This window comes from Dactylosporangium roseum, assembly GCF_025264685.1.
Classification (GTDB): domain Bacteria; phylum Actinomycetota; class Actinomycetes; order Mycobacteriales; family Micromonosporaceae; genus Dactylosporangium; species Dactylosporangium roseum.
The window spans coordinates 4,154,898-4,169,603 of record NZ_CP073721.1; the positions used below are offsets into that span (position 1 = coordinate 4,154,898).

A 14,706-nucleotide genomic window follows, 5' to 3' on the forward strand; every position below is an offset into this window, starting at 1 on the left:
CCGGCTCGCCTGCATGGGCTACCGTGCGCACCGTGCGGAACTCGATCGACGCCCCGATCATCGCGGTCACCGTCTACCCGGCACAGGCCCGGGTCACCCGCCGCGGCCGGACCACGCTCGACGCCGGTGAGCAGGTCGTCGAGGTCGGGCCGCTGCCGATGAGCCTGGACGCCGACTCGATCCGGGTCAGCGGGCGCGGGCCGGCCACGGTCCTCGGCGTGGACGTCGTGCTGCGCCGCCGCGACCGGCCGTCCGACGCCGCCGTGACGGCGGCGTCGGACGAGCGGCGCCGGCTCACCGGGGAGCTCGCGGAGATCGACGACACGGAGACGGTGCTGCGGCAGCGGCAGGCGTTCCTGACGGCGCTGGGCGAGCGGGCCAGCGGGGCGTACGCGCGGGCGCTGGCCACCGGCGCGGCGGCGCCCGACGCGGTCGCGGCGTTCACCGCCACGATGGGCGGCGAGCTGACCTCCGTGCTGACCGCCGTCCGCGAGCTCCAGCGGCGCCGCACGCGGGTGACCGACCGGATCGCCGCGCTGGACCGGCAGTTGGCCGACCTCTCCGGCAAGCGCGAGCCCGATGTCAGGTACGCCGCCGTCGCGCTCGCCGTGCCGGCGCCGGGCGCGGTCGAGCTCGACGTCTCCTACCAGGTGCCGGAGGCCGGTTGGCGGTCCACGTACGATGTGCGCCTGGCCGGCGAGACCCTCCACGTGACCTGGTTCGGGCTGGTCGAGCAGCGCACCGGCGAGGACTGGCCGGAGTGTGAGCTGGCGCTGTCGACGGCCCGCCCGTCGGGCGTCGTGGCGATCCCTGAGCTGCGACCGTGGTACGTGGCCGCGTTCGTGCCACCGCCGCCGCCGATGCCGCAGGGGTACGGCGCCCGGGGCTTGGGATCCGCGCTTCCCGCGATGGCGGCGCCGGCCGGTCCGCCGCCGCCGATGCTCGATGACGCGTTCGGCGGGACCGTCGAGGTGGAACTGGCGCAGGCGCGGGTCGAGGAGGGTCCGGTGGCGGCGACGTACCGGCCGGCCCGCGCGGTCGCCGTGCCCGCCGACGGCACCACGGCCCGGGCCACGATCTCGGTGCTCGAGCTGGCGGCCCGGCTGGACCACGTCACCGCGCCGGCCCGCTCGACCGACGTGCACCTGCGGGCCGTGGCGACGAACACCTCGCGGCACACACTGCCGCCCGGCCAGGCGTCGGTGTTCCACGAGGCCGACTTCGTCAGCCGGACCGGGCTGTCGACGTGGGCGCCGGGCGAGGAGCTCGAACTGGCGCTCGGCCTCGACGACCGGGTCCGCGTCGAGCGCGAGCTGACCCGCCGCACCGCGACCCGTGCGACGCTGGGCTCCAGTCGCCGCCGCGAGGTCGAGTACCGCACGACGATCGGCAACTACACCGGCCGGCCGGTCCGGATCACCGTGCTCGACCAGGTGCCGGTCAGCCGTCACGACGCGATCGCCGTCAAGGAGACCGTCCTGGAGCCGCCGCCGGCGGAGCGCACCGACCTCGGCGTGCTCACCTGGCGGCTGCTGCTGCCGGAGGGCCAGGCCCAGGCGCTGCGGCTCGGCTACCGCGTCGAGACGGCCAAGGGCATCGAACTGTCCGGCTGGCGCGAGTAGCGAACCTCCGGCCGCCGGGAGCACCACCGCGACGCGGCACTGCCCGCTCCGGCTCTCGGCGCACGTGCGGGACCACCTCGATCACGGTGCCCGGCGTGCGTCCTCCGCCTCGCCGTCCGCCTGCGTGACGCCGGCCGGGCCGCACACTCGATCGCCGCCCGCGCGGGTGCGGACCATCGGGATGGGCTGCTCGGAGAAGCTGCCGGTCGCCGTGGACACGGAGGGATACTTCACGTCGACGTCGGATTTTGAGATCGCGGTCGACAGGCATCAGGGAGCGGCCATGAAACGGCGAAAGTTCGACCGCCGGGCTGTCCCGGCGAACGTGGCCAACGGGCTCGACGAGCGGTTCCAGGCGGCCACCCCGCTGCGCCGCCTGTTCAACAAGGTCTTCCCGGACCACTGGTCCTTCCTGCTGGGCGAGATCGCGCTCTACTCGTTCGTCGTCCTGGTCCTCAGCGGCATCTTCCTGGCGCTGTTCTTCGACCCGTCGATGAGGGAGACCGTCTACGGCGGCAGCTACGCGCCGCTGCGCGGCGTGACGATGTCCAACGCGTACGACTCCGCGCTGCACATCTCGTTCGACGTCCGCGGTGGTCTCTTCATGCGGCAGATGCACCACTGGGCGGCGCTGCTGTTCATGGCCGCGATCCTGGTGCACATGTTCCGGGTGTTCTTCACCGGCGCGTTCCGCAAGCCGCGCGAGGCCAACTGGATCGTCGGCCTGATGCTGTTCTGGATGGGTTTCATCGAGGGCTTCGCCGGCTACTCGCTGCCCGACGACGCGCTGTCCGGCACCGGCCTGCGCATCGCGAGCGCCATCATGCTGTCGATCCCGGTCGTCGGCACCTGGGTGACCACCTCGCTGTTCGGGGGTGAGTTCCCGGGCGAGGTGATCCTCGACCGGCTCTACATCGTGCACGTGCTGCTCGTCCCCGCCGCGCTGCTGGCGCTCATCAGCGTCCACATGGGCCTGCTGGTGAAGCAGAAGCACACGCAGTGGCCCGGCCCCGGCCGGACCAACACCAACGTGGTCGGCATCCGGATGTTCCCGGGCTTCGCGGCCAAGTCCGGCGGCTTCTTCATGATCGTGTTCGCCGCGCTCGCCGCCCTGGCGGGGCTGGTCCAGATCAACCCGATCTGGCTGTTCGGCCCGTACAAGGCCGCGGTGGTCTCGGCGGCGAGCCAGCCCGACTGGTACGTCATGTTCCTCGACGGCTCGACCCGCCTCTTCCCGGCCTGGGAGATCAGGTTCCACCTGTTCGGCAACGGCTACACGGTCCCGGCGATCTTCTGGCCGACGGTCGTGCTGCCCGGCGTCCTGACGGTGCTGGCCATGCTGTACCCGTTCCTCGAGGTCAGGTTCTCGAAGGACCGGTCGATCCACAACCTGTTGCAGCGGCCGCGGGACAACCCGCTGCGCACCGCCCTCGGCGCGATGGCGATCACGTTCTTCGCGGTCCTGCTGATCTCGGGCGGCAACGACGTCCTCGCCGACAAGTTCCACATCAGCCTCAACGCGGTGACGTGGGCGGGCCGCATCGGCATCCTGGTGCTGCCGCCGCTGGCCTACTACGTGGCGTACCGGGTCGCGCTCGGCCTCCAGCAGAACGACCGCGAGGTGCTGGCCGGCGGCGTGGCGACGGGCATCATCCGCCGCCTGCCGGACGGGCGCTTCGTCGAGGTACACCAGCCGCTGCCGCTGCCCGCCGGCGCGGACCGCGGCGAGGAGGAGTACGCCGGCTGGGTGGTGCCGAAGAAGATGAACCGGCTGGGTGCGCTGGCCCCGCCGGTGAAGGGCTTCTTCCTGCCGATCGAGAGGCCCGCACCGCCGCCGGAGCCGACCGAGCGGGAAGCGGCGGAGCAGGGGCAGGTCACCAGGCGCTGAGACACTCAGCGTCGCCACGCCGAAACAGCCCGTGTCGAGCACGCCGACGAGGCCGGACGCCGACGGCCACGCCCGCCGCGGCCCGCTGAACGGGGGATCAGGTCACCGATTGCTGCTCCGGCGCGTCCTCCCGGTCGTCCCTCGACTCGCTCCGCGCCGCGGGCAGCAGCTCGCCCACCACCGTGCCGGCGTCCTCGAAGTCCGCCGCCACCTGCGGCTGACCCACCCAGAGCGCGCGCATCTGCTGCTGCATGAAGGAGGTGAGACGGGCACGGTACTCGTGGTCGAACTGCTCCAGCGCCTCGATCTGCTGCTGTAACGCCTGCCGCTTGGCGGTCAGGCCGCCGACGACGTCCTCATAGGTCTGCTCGGCGCGCTGCTTGATGTCGTACGCGTTCTCCTGAGCCTGCCGGACGATCTGCTCCGCGCGGCCCTGCGCCTCCGCCAGGACCTCGCCCGCGTGCTGTTCGGTGTCGCGGGCGAACGCCTCGGCCTCCCCGGCGACCTTCTCCGCCGACATGCGCGCGCGGGCCAGGATCTTCTCGGCGTCGCTGCGCAGCGTGTCCGCCTGGGCCTGCGCGTGCGCGACGATCTGCTCGGCGGCGGCGCGGGCCTCGGCGCGGATGCGGTCCGCCTCACGGCGCGCCCCGTCGATGTGCTCCTCGGCCGTCCGCTGCGCCATCGTCAGCACCAGCAGGGCCTTGTGCTGCTGGTCGTTCGCGTCGGGCCGGGAGGTGGGCTCCACGGGCACGCTGAGCATGCCCTGGCCGTTGCCAAGATGGTCGTCGTACTGCCGCATCTGGTGCTGTGTCATGTCCTTGCCCTCCTCAGCGCCCGTCCCGAAGACCGGCCGGAACTCGTCCCGGCCAACCCGGCCCGGAATGCCCCGCGCACGATACCCGCGAAGGCGGCTCAAGGGGAACACCGCGAAAGATCAGTTAACCTGGGCCACAGCGGAACCTAAGAGGGTCCGTCAGCAGGGCGGCGGCGCCGCTCCGGCCGGAGCGGCCGCGGCAGTGGCGGACTGTCCGAAATCATGAGCGACGACCTCCATGACGGCATCCGCCGGCGGTCGGATATCCGACGAAGCGCCGGTGAGCTCCCGTAACCCTCCGCTCGGCCGGCGCGCGGAGGCCGGGTGCCACCCGCCGGTCCGTCGCTACTCCGCGGGGAGTACGCCGCGCATGCCGGTACCGCGAGGGGAGCAGCCGGAGTGCCGCCGCCGGACGGAGGTGACGCCGGACCGGCACCGGCACGCTGATGCCGCCGGGCAACGCCGACCGCACACCTCAGGGAGACATGATGAAGGCCATCGTTCAGGACCGGTACGGTTCACCGGACGTCCTGCGGCTCAGGGACATCGACACGCCGGCACCCGCCGACGACGAAGTGCTGGTGCGCGTGCGCGCGGCCGCGGTCAACGCCTACGACTGGCACATCATGCGCGGCGACCCGTACGTCATGCGCCTGACGGTCGGGCTCCGCGGGCCCAGGCGGAAGGTCCGGGGCCGGGACGTCGCGGGCCGCGTCGAGGCGGTCGGCGGGGCCGTCACCCGGTTCCGTCCCGGCGACGAGGTGTACGGCGACCTCGGCGAGGCCGACGGAGCGTTCGCCGAGTACGTGTGCGTCGCGGAGGACCTGATCGAGCGTAAGCCCGCCAACCTGACGTTCGAGGAGGCGGCGGCGATGCCGCTGGCCGCCGGTACCGCCCTCGTCTGCCTGCGCGACGCGGCGCGACTGCGGCCCGGCCAGCACGTCCTGATCAACGGCGCGTCCGGGGGCGTCGGCACCTTCGCCGTCCAGCTCGCCAAGATCTACGGCGCGGAGGTGACCGCGGTGTGCGGCACCCGGAACCTCGACCTGGTCCGGTCGATCGGCGCCGACCACGTCGTCGACTACACCGCCGACGACTTCACCCGCGGGAGCCGCCGCTACGACGTGGTGTGCGACCTGGTCGGCAACCGGTCGCTGACCGAGTTCCGGCGGGCGCTGACCCCCACCGGGACGCTCGTGCTCTCCGGGGGCGGCGTGTCCACCGGCGGCAGCATCCTCGGACCGCTCGGCCTCTTCGCCAGGGGAAAGCTGCTGTCCCGCTTCGTCCGCCACCGGCTGCTCATGCCCACGGCGACGCCGAGCCGGCACAACCTGGCGACGCTGCGGGGCCTCGCCGAGGCCGGAGCGCTCACGCCGGTCGTCGACCGGACCTATCCGTTGAGCAGGACGCCGGAGGCCATCCGGTACCTCGAGGTCGAGCACGCGCGAGCGAAGGTCGTCATCACCTGCTGACCGGCCTGGACTACCGTGTCGGGACATGAACGGGGACGACTGGTTGGCGGACACCCGCACCTCCTACGACACCGTCGCGGTCAGCTACGCGGATCAGATCGGCGGCGCGCTGGCCGGGGAGCCCTACCTGCGCGCGGTCCTGGCGTTGTTCGCCGAGCTGGTCCGTGACGCCGGCGGCGGACCGGTGGCGGACGTGGGCTGCGGGCCGGGACACGTGACCGCCCACCTGCACGGGCTGGGCGTCGACGCCTTCGGGATCGACCTGTCGCCCGGGATGGTCGACGTGGCCCGGCGTGGCCATCCCGGCCTGCGGTTCGAGGTGGGGTCGATGACGGATCTGCCGCTCGCCCACGCCTCGGTCGGCGGCCTGCTCGCGTTCTGGTCCTTGGTCCACGTCCCCGACGACGCCATTCCCACGGTGCTCGGCCACTTCCGGCGCGTGTTGCGCCCCGGCGGGCCGCTGCTGCTCGGCTTCCACGTCGGCGACGGATCCCGGCTGAAGACACAGGGCTACGGCGGCCATCCGATGCGGGTGTACGTCCACCGCCGTCAACCCGACCGGATGGCGGCCTGGCTGCGCGACGCCGGGTTCACGGTCGAGGCCAAGATGGTGCTCGACCTCGACGGGAGCGCCCCGGGAGCGGCCCTGTTCGCCCGTCGCGGACGCGTGTCGGCGTGAGTGCGCTCGATCCGGGTGCGAACACCCCGCAGTCCGGACAGCTTCGCCGATTTTCCTGACGTCGCTGCGACTACGGTCTCGACGCGGTCCGCCGCTACGGGCTCGCCACCGGCTCCCGGCTCATCGCCGCCCGCATCCGCCGCTGCAACGCGTCGACGCCACGGGGCATGCACGACCCCGTGCCGTAGGAAGGGCTGGTCGGCCATCGTGATTCCGGCCGTACGTCTGCCCACCGGAGTGTCATACTCGGGCCCCAGCAGCGATAACGGCAGCTCGTAGGACGAGCAGGCGAGACAGGAGCCCACTGCGATGCGTCGATTGCTCTCCACGCTTCCGGCGGCCGCGAAGGCGGTGTTCGGGGGCTTCGTCTGGATCGCCAACTCGGTGAAGGCGACCGTGGCGACCTACCTGACGCTCATGCTGATCGGCGGCGCGCTGTACAGCATCTTCGAGGACAAGAGCATCGGCGACTCGTTCTGGTGGGCGGTCGTGACCGCCTCGACGGTCGGTTACGGCGACACGTACCCGACGACGGTGCCCGGCCGGATCGTCGCCGGCATGCTGATCTCGATCATGGTGCTGGTCGTGATCCCGCTCATCACCGCCCACTTCGCGAGCAAGCTCATCGTCGACAACGACGCGTTCCGCCACGAGGAGCAGGAGGAGATCAAGCAGAGTCTCCGGGCGATCCGCGCGACGCTGGAGCGGCTGGAACGGGCCGAGCGCCGCACGCCCTGAGCTGCGCCTTCGGGCGTCCGGACGTTTTTGCCGGTGGGTGCCGCTATCGTGTCTCCACCGCGTTCCGGGTGACCGGGGCCGCCGGGATCAGCCGGACACGTTGACGCCCGCGACCCCGGGCAGCCGGCGCAGCGACTCGGCGAGCTGCGGCAGCGAGGCCGTCTTCGGTGGCCGGGCCGTCAGTTCGATCACCTGCTCGTGCTCGGCGTACGTGACACGCAGGACCTTGGCCCGGGGCAGCACCTTCAGCATCTCGTGCTCCACCTCGTCGAGCGAGACACCGGCCGCGAGCGTCACGCACAGCACCAGGTTTCGCCCGAGCCGCAGGTAGTGGCGTTCGGCCTGCTTGACCAGCCACAGCACGGCGACCGTGAGCGAGGTGACGACCACGGCCGTCCGCCACGCGCGCAGCCCGACGGCCAGGCCGATCGAGGCGGTCACCCACAACGAGGCGGCCGTGGTCAGGCCCCGGACGGTGACGCCCTCCTTGAAGATCGCGCCGCCGCCGAGGAACCCGATGCCGGTGACCACCTGTGCGGCCACCCGCGTCGGGTCGGTGTGCGGCAGCCCGGCCCCGGCGAGCGTGAAGAGGGCCGCGCCGAGCGAGACGAGCATGTGGGTGCGCAGCCCGGCCGGCTGCGCACCGAGCTCCCGTTCCACCCCGACCACGGCGCCCAGCGCGGCAGCGAGCAGGATCTGGCCGACTGCCGCCAAGCCGTCCTCGACCACGTCTGCTCCCTCGTCGTTCCCGGCGGTGCTACCCGGTCGGACACCCGCAACACCTGCCGGGCACCGGTTGCGCCGATCCCGCCGTGCGACGGCACCTGCCGGACGCCGACCCGCCGCACCCTCCGCCCGGCAGCGTTCGCGGCGACAGGCCCGGCCTCGCCCGGCCTCGCTTGGCGTGCCGGGCGGTCCGGCCGCTACGCTGTTCGTGGCATCGCGGATCGGTGCCGCCGGCGGTGGGGCCCGCCGACCCCTGTCCGGGGTGAACTGCGACGACGCCAACGGTCCCTGCCAGTGAGCTGTTGTGTGCTCTGGTAGGGAGGGACCGGTGTGAGCGAGCGCAACCCAGCCGCGGTGGATCCGGACGTCGATCTGCACCTGCCCGTGGACCGGGCGGAGCTGCGGCCGAGCCCGGTGCCGGTGCTGGCGGCCATCTCCGCGGGCGGGGTGTGCGGGGCGCTGGCCCGCCACGGGTTGTCGGCGGCCTGGCCGCATCCGCCGGGCGGGTTCCCGTGGCCGACCTTCGTGGTCAACGTGTCGGGGTGCCTACTCATCGGGGTGCTCATGGTGGTGGTGACCGAGGTGGTCCCCGGCCGGCGGCTGCTGCACCCGTTCCTGGGTGTCGGGGTGCTGGGCGGCTACACCACGTTCTCCACGTATTCGGTCGAGATCCACCGGACCGCTGAGGCAGGGTCGCCTTGGGTGGCACTGGTCTATCTGGGCGCGACCGTGGCCGGTGCGCTGCTGGCGGTGTGGGCCGGGACGGCGGCGACCGCCGGGGTGGTCGGACGGTGGCGCGGGCAGGTCGGCAGAAAGGCCGGTGCGCGGTGATGCTGCTGCTCGTCATCCTCGGTGCCGCCGTCGGCGCGCCGCTGCGGTATCTCGCGGATCGGGCGATCCAGGCCCGGCACGACTCGGTGTTCCCGTGGGGCACGCTGATGGTGAACGTGGCCGGGTCGCTGCTGCTCGGACTGCTCGTCGGCCTGCCCGCGAGCCCGGCGGTGGCGGCGGTGCTGGGCACCGGGTTCTGCGGCGCGCTGACGACGTATTCGACGTTCACCTACGAGACGTTCCGGCTGGTCCAGGACGGGGCCCGGTGCTACGCGGTGATGAACGTGATCGCCTCGGTGGTGGCCGGTCTCGGCGCTGCGGCCGTCGGGCTCCTGCTGGCCCAGGCCTTCCGGTGAGGTACTGCGGCGAAGCCCTGTTGACGATGGCCGCGATCAGGATGTTCACCGGCAGGTGCACGGTGCTGAGCGGGTAGCCGTACCACCCGGGCGATGCGGATCACCCGTGGCGCCGCGGAGTCGCCGCGCGGATCTGTCACGCAACCGTCACGTGATCGCGGGATGACCGCCACATCTGGAGCGCACGCTATTTGCGGCTCGTTCGACCGGCAGGCTCGATCCATCGGTGGGGGAGCGGTGCGCCGGATCGACCCGGGACCGGCGGTGGAGCGGTCAAGGGCCCCCTCTGCGCTCCACCGCCGCCGCGGCCGACCCTTCGTGCCCCGTCGAACGTCACACGACTGTCACACGACTGCGGTAGTTCGGCCACACACGCCCGTAATCGTGGCATCGGCGCACTCGAACTGAGAGGAACGTCGATGACCGCACTGTTGAGCCGGGACGGCACGAACTTCAGCCTCGCGTGTGACGGCTGCGGTCGGTTGGTGGCCGGTCTCGCACCGACGATGGGCACCTGGAACGTCGCGTGGAGCCTGTTCATCGAGGACGGGTGGCGAGGCGCCGGCCTGCCGACCGGTCCGCACGCCTGCGGCCGGTGCGCGGACGCCCACTCCCGCAGGAGCATGGTCGAGCAGTCCTTCGAGCGCGAGACCCGGATGCCGGCGGGCCGCGGGTCGCAGCGGCTCAGCGTGCGCGAGGTGGCCGGCGTCGTCCTCATCGAGTTCAAGGGCGACCTGCACCTCGCGGCCGTCGCCCGGCTCTACGACGTGCTCATGACGAGCGTGCGCCCGATGCAGCACGTCCTGTTCGACGTCGCGAGCATGCCGTCCATCGACTCCGGCACGCTCGCGGTGCTGGTGCGGGCGCAGGCCCGTGCGGCCCGGCACGGGGCTCGGGTCTGTCTCGTCGGAGCGTCGCAACGTGTGCTGGACGCGCTGCGGATGCTCTCGGTCGAGGACCTGCTGCCGAACTTCGCCGAGCGGGCCGAGGCGCTGGGCTGGCTGCGCGCGGCCACGCCGACGACCGTCGCCGGCTGACCGCGCCCGGTGCGCTGCCGGCGACCGGGACTCGCGCCGGACCGTTCGTCGCCGGCGTACGGCGCCGCGGCCGTGCTCGTCACCGAGCGAGTGCTCGGCTTCCTGGCCCGCCGCTGGCCGGTGCCGCGAGCGGGCGGCGGACCAGTCGGCCGTCGACGAGGTCGTACAGCTCGTCGACGTGCTCGAGGCCGTCGCGGCGGTGGGTCAGCAGCAGCACGGTACGGCCCGACGCCGCCGCCAGCAGGTCGGCCATGAGCGCGGCCGCGGCCGGCTCGTCGAGTCCTTCGGTCGGCTCGTCGAGCACGAGCAGCGCCGGGTCGGCGAGCAGCGCCCGGGCCATGGCCAGGCGTCGCCGCTGCCCGCCGGAGACGGTCGTGCCGCCCTCGCCGAGCCAGGTGTCCAGGCCGGCCGGCAGGGTGTCGAGCCACGGCCCGAGATGGGCGCGGGCGAGCGCGGCGCGCAGTTCGTCGTCGGTCGCCGACGGGCGGGCCAGGCGCAGGTTGTGTCGCACCGTCGTGGCGAAGACGTGGTCGGCGGCGTCGCCGACCAGCCCGACGTGGCGGCGGACCGTGGCGTCGGGCAGCGCCCGCAGGTCGGCGCCGCCGAGGCGGACGTGGCCCTGCCGCGGGGCGAGCAGGCGGACGAGCACGGCCGCGAGTGTCGACTTGCCGCTGCCCGAGACGCCGAGGACGGCCACCCGCCGTCCCGCGGGCAGGTCGAGGTCGACGTCCCGCAGCGCCGGGTCGCGGTGCGGGTCCCAGCCCGCGGTGAGGCCGCTGACGGTGACGTCCACGCAGGACGTCGGCGGGGCCTCGGCCCGCGGGTTCGCCGTGGCCGGTGTAGCCGGTGTGGCCGGTGCGGCCGGGCAGGGCTCGGCCGCGATCGCCTCGAGGCGCCGCCGGGCACCGGCCGCGCCACGCCGCGCGACGGCCGCGTCCGGCAGGGTCAGCACCGGCTCCGCGAGCGCGACGGCACCGAGCAGCAGCACGGCGGCGAGCTCGGCGTGGAACGGGCCGGTGGCCGCGGCGAGGGCGACGCCGACGACCGCGGTGCCCCAGCCGAGCTGCGCCAGGGCCGCCGCGGCACCGGCCGTGGCCGCGGATCCGGCCTCGAGGCGGGCCAGCGCCCGGCTGCGCCGGTCCGGCACGGCGAGCGCCGCCGTCGTGTCCCGCGGGGCGAGATCCTCGACGCCCTCGACGGTCTCGACGACCGCGTCGTGCAGCTCGGCGCGCGCCCGGCCGGTCGCGGCGTCGGCCCGGGCCGTGTGGCGGGCGGCGAGCCGTGGCGCGACCACGCCGGCGACGGCCAGCCCGGCGACGAGGACCGCGGCGACCGCGGGCGCCACGACCGCCGCGGCCGCGACCGTGACGGTGATCGCGACCCAGGCGGCGACGGCCGGGAGCTGACCGCGCAGCACACCGTTGACGCGCGCGTCGACGTCGTCGACGACCCGGGTGAGCAGGTCACCGCGGCGGCGGAGCGCGGGACCGGGCACGCGTGGCACCAGGTCGGCGTAGACCTTGGCGCGCCAGACGCCGAGCCGCGCGAAGCCGACCTCGTGCGAGACCAGCCGCTCCAGGTATCGCAGCAGCGGCCGGGCGACGGCGCTGGCGCGCACCAGGACCACCGCGGTGGACAGCGTGAGCACCGGGGGCAGGCTGGACGCGCGGACCAGCAGCCAGACCGCCGCGCCGGTGAGGGTGATGCCGGCCAGCCAGGACGCCGCACCCAGCGCGACCGCCGTCGCCGGCCGCCGCCCGAGGGCACGGGCGAGCCGTACGATCCGGCCGCCGGCCGTGCCGCGGTCGTCCGCGGCGGGTTCGCCGGCGCCGGTACGCGCCGGCCCGGGCGCTGTGACCGGGCGGGTCTCGGCGGGCGGCTCGACCGGCACCGACCGGTCCACGGCGGCGAGGACCGCGGGCCGGTGCGCGACGACGAGCACGGCGCAGCCCCGGTCGGCCATCGCCCGCAGTCGCGCGACGACGAGCTGTTCGGCGCCGGCGTCGAGGTGGGCGGTGGGCTCGTCGAGCAGGACGACGCACGGACCGGTGCGGGCCTGCCGCAGCAGTCGCGCCAGGGCGAGGCGCTGGCGCTGTCCCGACGACAGGCCCTGGCCCCGCTCGCCGAGCGGGGTGTCCAGGCCGTCGGGCAGGGCGGCGATCTCGGCGTCGAGCCCGACGGTGCGCAGCGCCTCGACCAGGGTCTGGTCGTCGGGGCGTGGCTCGCCGTCGAGGGTCAGCGCCTCGGCCACGCTGCGCACGTGCGGCAGGGTCGGGTCCTGCGACTGGTACAGCGGGCGGCCGCCGGTGACCACGACGGTGCCGGCGAGCACCGGCTGGAGTCCGGCGAGCACGCGCAGGGCGGTGGTCTTCCCGGCGCCGGACGGGCCGCGCAGCGCCACGAACTCGCCACCGTGGACGGTGAGCGCGGGCAGGCGGAGCGCGTCCACGACAGCGCCGGCGTGCCGCACCCGCACCCCGGTCGCCGCCACGGCCGGTCGATCGGCTGTGGCGCCCGGCGCATCCGCCGGATCCGGCCCGCCGCCGGCGGGCAGCAGGATCTCGTCGACGTCGGCGATGACCGCGCCGGCGTCGGCACTGGCGTGGAAGCGCGCCGCGACCTCGCGCAGCGGCCGGTACGCCTCCGGTGCGAGCAGGATGACCAGCAACGCCGGGCCGAGGTCGAGCCGGCCGGCGGCCACGCGCAGCCCCGCCTCGACCGCGACGAGACCCACCGACAAGGTGCCCACCAGGTCCAGCGCGGTCGAGGACAGGAACGCGACGCGCAGCACCCGGACCGTCGCCCCGCGGTGCCGGTCGGTCATCTGCTCGACCACCCCGGCCTGCCGTTCGGCCCGGCCGAACAGGCGCAGGGTGGCGATGCCGCGCACCGCGTCCAGGAAGTGCCCGGCGAGGCGGGCCGCGGCCTGCCAGCGCTCCCGCGCGCGGCGCTGCGTGGCCCAGCCGACGAGCGCACCCAGCAGCGGCACGAGCGGCAGGGTCACGAGGACGATCACCGCCGACATCGGATCGACGACCAGCATCGTGACGACGACGAGCAGCGGCAGGGCCGCGCCGACGACCAGCGAGGGCAGGTAGCCGCTGAACCAGGGACGCAGCGCGTCGAGGCCGCCGGTGAGCACCGCGGCCAGCCGGCCGGCGCCGAAGCCGGCGACCCAGGCGGGTCCGCGGCGCAGCGCCGCGTGCAGGACGGAGCGGCGCAGCTCGTCGGTGACGGCCGCGGCGGTCCGCTGCCCCACCACCTGCTCGGCCCACGTCAGCGCGGCCCGGGCGGCGAACACCCCGGCGAGCGCGGCGAGCAGCAGCGGCGCGGGCGCACCGGTACCGGCACCGGCGCGGGTGCCGGCGAGCGCGACCACGACGCCGGCCACGACCACGGCGAGCACGATCGTGGCGACGGCCTGAGCGGCGCCGATGACGGTGAGCACCGCGATCCCGGCGCGGCTCGTGCGGGCGTGGCGCAGCAGCCGCGGATCGACCGGCCCGCGGGCGGTGCGGCTCACGTCGTGATCCGGTCGCTGGCGACGCGCTGCCGGAACACCCGGTACGACCACGCCTGGTAGACGAGCACCCCGGGGAGCACGACGAGTCCGGCCACGCTGATGATCCGCAGCGCCGAGTCGGTGGCGGCCGCGCCGTCCATGGTGAGCGACCAGGCGGGGTTCAGGGTGCTGGGCAGCACGACGGACCCGTTCGCGGTCAGCGCGGCGACGACGGCCGCGGCCACCACGGCGGTCGTGAGCCCGAACGCGAGGGCCTCCCGCCCGGCGGCGGGCCGCCGGGCCAGCACCGCGATGCCGGTGAGGGCGCCGGCCACGGCCAGCGCGACCACCGCGGTCACCGCGGCACCGGCCGGTGCCACGACCACGGCGGCGACGATTCCGGCGACGGCGCCACCGGCGGCCACGTGCCGGGTGAGCCGGCCGGCGCGGGCCCGCAGCGGTCCCGTGGTGCGCAGTGCGAGGAACGCCGCGCCCAGCAGCACGGCCATGCCCAGGGCCAGCAGCGCCCCGAGTCCGGCGACGGGTGTCAGCAGCGGTGCCACGGTCCGGCGCAGCCCGCCACCGACGACCTCGCCGTCCGCGCCGAGCGCGAGACCCCGGACGAAGGCGGTGAGCACCGCGCCCCACAGCAGCACCACACCGGCGGAGCACCCGGCCAGCACGGCGTCGCACCGGCGGCGCCAGCGCGGATCGTCGTGCTTGCCACGGAACTCCAGCGCCACGCCGCGCCCGGCCAGCAGCAGCAGGATCGCGACCATGGGCAGGTAGAGGCCGGACAGCAAAGCGGCGTACCAGCCGGGGAAGGCCGCGAACGTGACGCCGATCGCGGCGACGAGCCAGACCTCGTTGCCGTCCCAGAACGGGCCGATGGTCCGCACGGCGGCGGCGCGCTCGTGCTCGTCGCGGCCGAGCAGCGGGCTGAGCAGCCCGACACCGAAGTCGAAGCCCTCCAGGACGAAGTACAGCACCCAGCAGAGCACGACGAGTCCGTACCACACGGTGACCAGGTCCATCGGGTGC

13 protein-coding genes and 1 pseudogene are annotated in these 14,706 nt (G+C 74.2%); 9 read left to right on the forward strand and 5 right to left on the reverse strand.

Annotation, left to right across the window (positions count from 1 at the left end; all coding sequences use genetic code 11):
* The first annotated feature begins 32 nt into the window (after positions 1 to 32).
* Positions 33 to 1,622 carry a DUF4139 domain-containing protein gene (locus tag Drose_RS19395; RefSeq protein WP_260722703.1) on the forward strand — a complete coding sequence of 530 codons (1,590 nt, stop codon included), beginning with the start codon at positions 33 to 35 and terminating at the stop codon, positions 1,620 to 1,622.
* A gap of 81 nt (positions 1,623 to 1,703) precedes the next feature.
* Here Drose_RS19395 and Drose_RS19400 read toward each other — a convergent pair whose 3' ends face one another.
* Positions 1,704 to 1,841: a hypothetical protein gene (locus tag Drose_RS19400; protein ID WP_260722704.1), complete on the reverse strand. Its 138-nt coding sequence runs from the start codon at positions 1,839 to 1,841 to the stop codon at positions 1,704 to 1,706.
* 64 nt (positions 1,842 to 1,905) lie between these two features.
* Here Drose_RS19400 and qcrB point away from each other — a divergent pair, with 64 nt between their 5' ends.
* Positions 1,906 to 3,510 (forward strand): cytochrome bc1 complex cytochrome b subunit, encoded by a 1,605-nt coding sequence (qcrB, locus tag Drose_RS19405; protein WP_260722705.1) that lies wholly within the window; start codon positions 1,906 to 1,908, stop codon positions 3,508 to 3,510.
* A 97-nt stretch (positions 3,511 to 3,607) separates the two neighbouring features.
* On the opposite strand, the gene Drose_RS19410 is transcribed toward qcrB, so the two are convergent.
* Entirely contained in the window at positions 3,608 to 4,324 is a 717-nt protein-coding gene (locus tag Drose_RS19410; protein ID WP_260722706.1) for a hypothetical protein, read from the reverse strand.
* Positions 4,325 to 4,812: 488 nt separating this feature from the next.
* Between Drose_RS19410 and Drose_RS19415 the strand changes: the two genes are divergently transcribed.
* From Drose_RS19415 to Drose_RS19430, 4 genes and pseudogenes are all read left to right on the forward strand, one after another.
* On the forward strand, positions 4,813 to 5,796 hold the full coding sequence (locus Drose_RS19415) for an NAD(P)-dependent alcohol dehydrogenase (protein WP_260729755.1): 984 nt from the start codon (positions 4,813 to 4,815) through the stop codon (positions 5,794 to 5,796).
* Positions 5,797 to 5,821: 25 nt separating this feature from the next.
* A complete protein-coding gene (locus tag Drose_RS19420; protein WP_260722707.1) occupies positions 5,822 to 6,475 on the forward strand; it encodes a class I SAM-dependent methyltransferase in 654 nt (217 codons plus the stop codon).
* Between the two features lie 119 nt (positions 6,476 to 6,594).
* A pseudogene (locus tag Drose_RS19425) lies at positions 6,595 to 6,663 on the forward strand (hypothetical protein); the annotation flags it as partial.
* Between the two features lie 121 nt (positions 6,664 to 6,784).
* Entirely contained in the window at positions 6,785 to 7,213 is a 429-nt protein-coding gene (locus Drose_RS19430; protein ID WP_260722708.1) for a potassium channel family protein, read from the forward strand.
* 87 nt (positions 7,214 to 7,300) lie between these two features.
* Here the strand turns inward: Drose_RS19430 and Drose_RS19435 are convergent, their stop codons facing one another.
* Positions 7,301 to 7,942, reverse strand: coding sequence for an MgtC/SapB family protein (locus tag Drose_RS19435; protein WP_260722709.1), 642 nt, complete (start codon positions 7,940 to 7,942; stop codon positions 7,301 to 7,303).
* A 327-nt stretch (positions 7,943 to 8,269) separates the two neighbouring features.
* Here Drose_RS19435 and Drose_RS19440 point away from each other — a divergent pair, with 327 nt between their 5' ends.
* From Drose_RS19440 to Drose_RS19450, 3 genes are all read left to right on the forward strand, one after another.
* The gene (locus Drose_RS19440) at positions 8,270 to 8,770 is read left to right on the forward strand and encodes a fluoride efflux transporter FluC (RefSeq protein ID WP_260722710.1); all 501 of its coding nucleotides are present in this window, start codon (positions 8,270 to 8,272) and stop codon (positions 8,768 to 8,770) included.
* Positions 8,767 to 9,126, forward strand: coding sequence for a fluoride efflux transporter CrcB (gene crcB, locus Drose_RS19445; RefSeq protein WP_260722711.1), 360 nt, complete (start codon positions 8,767 to 8,769; stop codon positions 9,124 to 9,126). The genes Drose_RS19440 and crcB overlap by 4 nt, the downstream gene beginning before the upstream one ends.
* A 419-nt stretch (positions 9,127 to 9,545) precedes the next feature.
* Positions 9,546 to 10,163, forward strand: a complete 618-nt coding sequence (locus tag Drose_RS19450) for an STAS domain-containing protein (protein ID WP_260722712.1) — start codon at positions 9,546 to 9,548, stop codon at positions 10,161 to 10,163.
* A gap of 79 nt (positions 10,164 to 10,242) precedes the next feature.
* Here Drose_RS19450 and cydD read toward each other — a convergent pair whose 3' ends face one another.
* Complete coding sequence (gene cydD / locus Drose_RS19455) at positions 10,243 to 13,686, reverse strand: thiol reductant ABC exporter subunit CydD (RefSeq protein ID WP_260722713.1); 3,444 nt, start codon at positions 13,684 to 13,686, stop codon at positions 10,243 to 10,245.
* Entirely contained in the window at positions 13,683 to 14,699 is a 1,017-nt protein-coding gene (gene cydB, locus Drose_RS19460; RefSeq protein WP_260722714.1) for a cytochrome d ubiquinol oxidase subunit II, read from the reverse strand. The genes cydD and cydB overlap by 4 nt, the downstream gene beginning before the upstream one ends.
* Positions 14,700 to 14,706 lie beyond the last annotated feature (7 nt).

Bases quoted from the DNA above. Each gene is read 5' to 3' on its own strand.
- Drose_RS19410 (WP_260722706.1), bottom strand. From the start codon at position 4,324: ATGACACAGCACCAGATGCGGCAGTACGACGACCATCTTGGCAACGGC.
- Drose_RS19450 (WP_260722712.1), top strand. From the start codon at position 9,546: ATGACCGCACTGTTGAGCCGGGACGGCACGAACTTCAGCCTCGCGTGT.
- Drose_RS19420 (WP_260722707.1), top strand. From the start codon at position 5,822: ATGAACGGGGACGACTGGTTGGCGGACACCCGCACCTCCTACGACACC.
- cydB (WP_260722714.1), bottom strand. From the start codon at position 14,699: ATGGACCTGGTCACCGTGTGGTACGGACTCGTCGTGCTCTGCTGGGTG.
- qcrB (WP_260722705.1), top strand. From the start codon at position 1,906: ATGAAACGGCGAAAGTTCGACCGCCGGGCTGTCCCGGCGAACGTGGCC.
- Drose_RS19415 (WP_260729755.1), top strand. From the start codon at position 4,813: ATGAAGGCCATCGTTCAGGACCGGTACGGTTCACCGGACGTCCTGCGG.
- Drose_RS19430 (WP_260722708.1), top strand. From the start codon at position 6,785: ATGCGTCGATTGCTCTCCACGCTTCCGGCGGCCGCGAAGGCGGTGTTC.